3 protein-coding genes are annotated in these 3,576 nt (G+C 58.0%); all 3 read right to left on the bottom strand.

The features are described from left to right. On the bottom strand, positions 1–875 hold an 875-nt coding region (gene holA / locus ACOSYY_RS16505), incomplete at its 3' end, for a DNA polymerase III subunit delta (protein ID WP_421663831.1). An 18-nt stretch (positions 876–893) separates the two neighbouring features. Continuing rightward, positions 894–1,538 carry an LPS assembly lipoprotein LptE gene (lptE, locus tag ACOSYY_RS16500; RefSeq protein ID WP_421663829.1) on the bottom strand — a complete coding sequence of 215 codons (645 nt, stop codon included), beginning with the start codon at positions 1,536–1,538 and terminating at the stop codon, positions 894–896. Positions 1,539–1,548: 10 nt separating this feature from the next. Beyond that, the coding region (gene leuS, locus ACOSYY_RS16495; protein ID WP_421663827.1) for a leucine--tRNA ligase at positions 1,549–3,576 on the bottom strand (2,028 nt) is incomplete at its 5' end.

Raw genomic sequence — 3,576 nt, 5'->3', positions numbered from 1 at the left:
GAAAACCGATCGAGGAAAGATCGGACCTTCCAGGGGTCCATGCGCAAGCTTCTGGCCACCTCCCCTTCACGACCGCCATTGGCCAGAGAGGCTTTGGCTTTCCAGAGGCGGCGATACTGCCATGCGAGAGAGCCGAGGATCCGAAGCGGGGCTTCTCCTGCTTCAAGGTTGCGCGCCAGAATGGAAAGGGCTCGTCCCCGACGGCCCTCCGCGATGGCGAGGGTTAAATCAAAGACCGAGGCGCCGGGATCCATGCCGCGCAGCAAATGGACATCGGCGGCGGTGACAGAACGATCGGGCGGTACATACGAGGCCAGCTTCTCCAATTCCCTGCGAAGGCCATAGAGTGACGCGCCACACGACTCCTGCAGCTCGTGAGCCGCCGCTTCTTCCAAACGAAGTCCGACCCGTTCTGCTTCACGGGTGATCCAAGCAGGCAGCTGAGCGTCGCGGAGTGGTGAACAATCGACCATGATCCCCGCTCGTGTGAGGGCCTGGGAAAACTTCAGTCGACCGTCCAGCTTCGGGCTCATGAACACCAGCGTCGTGGATTCCACCGGATTGTTCACACAGTCGAGGAGGATCTCGCTTTCCCGAGCGGTCAGTTTCTCCGCCGCCTTCACCACCACCAAACGTCGCTCCGCGAAGACCGGCACAGCCGCCGCACTGTTCCGAATATCGCTTCCGCTGGCTTCATCTCCATAGAACAGTTCGTAATTGAATTCGTCCCCTTCACTGCCGACGGCTGCGCGCTTGATGGCGGCGAGCGCAGAATCCCGTAAAAGGTCATCCTCTCCTACGATGACATACAGAGATCCGGGTCCCTGCTGTTTCAACGCCGACTCAAGCTGCACATGACTCACGACAGATGCCATTGGTCGAGACCTTCGATGCTAGTGAGATACGGGAGTGGGGGCGGACGCGTGCTTCGTGAGGGCGCCCGTTTCGAGCTGTAATAGAAAACGCGCCGCCAGGTCGGCCGCCACAAAGCGACCCGCCTGTTCAATTGCCCGATTCTGCAGCGCGCGATTAAACTGGAGATCGGGCGTAATGAAGAATTCGGACGCCCCTTTGACGACCTGGCTCCAGACCACTTTTCTTGACCGAACATCTTCAACTCGCGCCAAGACGACCACCTCGGTTCTGCTTTCCAACGTTGTCGTCGACGAAAAGCTGAGCGTCGGCACGATCACCGAAAGGATTTGCCCGGTCAGCACAAGATCGGCCGCTTCGGACTCAGGGACGACTTGCGCGCCGCTGCCGGTGGAAAATTCTTCGCGGAGGTAGTTGGTGTATCGCGTTTCGATGTTCGGCTCAAAACTACCGTTGATCAATGTCCGGATGACGAGACGTGGCGGCGGCTCTTGGGAAGAAGTCGTGGGAGCTCCTCCTATGGTCGGGCCCGCTCCCTCCACTCGGAATTGGTAGCCACAGGCGGTCAGCGTCGAAGCGATGAGTGCCGGGACGAGAGTGCCGAGAATAAAGAATGACCCTCTTCCCTCTTGATTCCTGCAGGCAGCAGACTCAACACTCCACACTCGGCACTCCTTAGATCACAAAGTTGATCAACTTTTTGTCGACGTAGATCACCTTTTTGGGCTCTTTATCTTGGAGCCATTCCGCCGTCTCTGTGCGGGCCAGCCGTTCGATGGTATCGCGTGATGTGTCGACGGCGACATCGAGTTTGGCCCTGAGCTTCCCATTGACCTGAATGGGAATGGTCATACGTTCGCTCACGGTCATTGACGGATCGAAGATCGGCCAAGACTGCTGTGACACACTTGGCTGGCGTTCCAGCAACGACCAGAGCTCCTCGGCGACATGCGGGGCGAACGGCGAAAGCAGCAAGACAAACGGCTCGATCACAGATCGAGATCGTTGCCGAGCCTTCGTCATTTCGTTGGTGAAGATCATCATCTGCGAGATGGCCGTATTGAATCGGAGGGCTTCGATGTCTTCCGTGACCTTTTTGATCGTCTGATGCAGCAGGCGCTGTTGGTCGAGGCTCGGTGTGGTCGACACGACGGCGGTCGACAGTCGGCCTTGCTCATCGACCATCAGGCGCCAGACTCGCTCCAAGAAACGGGTCACCCCTTCCACGCCCCTGGTGCTCCAAGGCTTCATCGCCTCGAGTGGTCCCATAAACATTTCATAGAGCCGGACGGCGTCCGCGCCGAACTGATCGATCATCTCATCCGGATTGACGACGTTGCCGCGCGATTTCGACATCTTCTGATTGTCTTCTCCCAAGACGATGCCCTGATGCACCAACTTCAGAAATGGCTCGGGAGCGCTCGTCACACCGATGTCGAACAGGACTTTATGCCAGAACCGAGCATACAGGAGATGCAGAACGGCATGCTCGCTGCCCCCGATATACAGGTCCACAGGCATCCAATAGCGCTCTTTTGACGGGCCGACAAGCTGTGTTGAGTTCGTGGGATCGATGAATCTCAGATAGTACCAGCAAGAGCCGGCCCACTGGGGCATCGTATTGGTTTCTCGCCGAGCCGGCTTACCCGTGGCAGGATCGACCGTCGCCAGCCACGAATCCAAGTTGGCCAACGGACTCTCGCCCGTCCCGGACGGTTTAAAGCTGGCGGTTTCCGGCAAGACGAGAGGCAGCTGCTCCTCCGAAAGCGGACGCGCTTCTCCATCGACCCACACGATGGGAAAGGGTTCCCCCCAATACCGCTGTCTGGCAAAAAGCCAATCGCGGAGTTTGTAGTTGACTGCCCTGGTACCCTTGCCTTGCTTCGCGAGCCATTCAGTAATGTGTGGAATCGCTTCAGACGGAACGAGACCATTGATCGAAAAGCTGCCATCAGCGGTCGCGGAATTCACGACCGTCCCTCGATCTATGTCCGTGAACGCCGCCTCGTGGATATTTCCGCCGGCAATCACTTCTCGAATAGTGAGGTGATACTGGCGCGCGAACGCCCAGTCTCGTTCGTCGTGCGCCGGCACGGCCATGATCGCGCCGGTCCCGTAACTCATCAGCACATAATCGGCAATCCAGATCGGCAATCGTTCGCCATTCACCGGATTCATCGCATAGCCGCCGGTGAAGACTCCGGTCTTCTCCTTATCGAGCTCTTGCCGTTGCAAATCGCTCTTCTTCGCCGCCGTTTCACGATAGGCCTGGACCGCAGCTTTTTGCTCCTCGCTCGCGACCACGTCGACAAGCGGGTGTTCAGGCGCCAAGACCATGTACGTCGCGCCGAACAGCGTGTCCGGTCTGGTTGTGAACACTCGAATCACGCCCTTTCGATCGGCCAGTGAAAAATCAACTTCCGCGCCGATCGATCGCCCGATCCAGTTTTTTTGCATCTCCAGCGTGCTGGCGGGCCAGTCGACGAGTGTCAAGTCCTCAAGCAATCGATCGGCGTAGGCGGTGATCTTGAGCACCCATTGCCGCATCGGCTTGCGGATCACGTCGAAACCGCCGACTTCGCTCTTGCCGTCTATGATTTCCTCATTCGCCAATACCGTGTCGAGCGCCGGACACCAGTTCACAGGAACTTCCGCCACGTAGGCCAATCCTCGTTCGAAGAGCTTCAGGAAAATCCATTGAGT

The sequence above is a fragment of the Nitrospira sp. BLG_2 genome (assembly GCF_049222245.1).
Note: the sequence above shows the minus strand (reverse complement) of the source record. Positions and strands in the feature narration are given on the sequence as shown.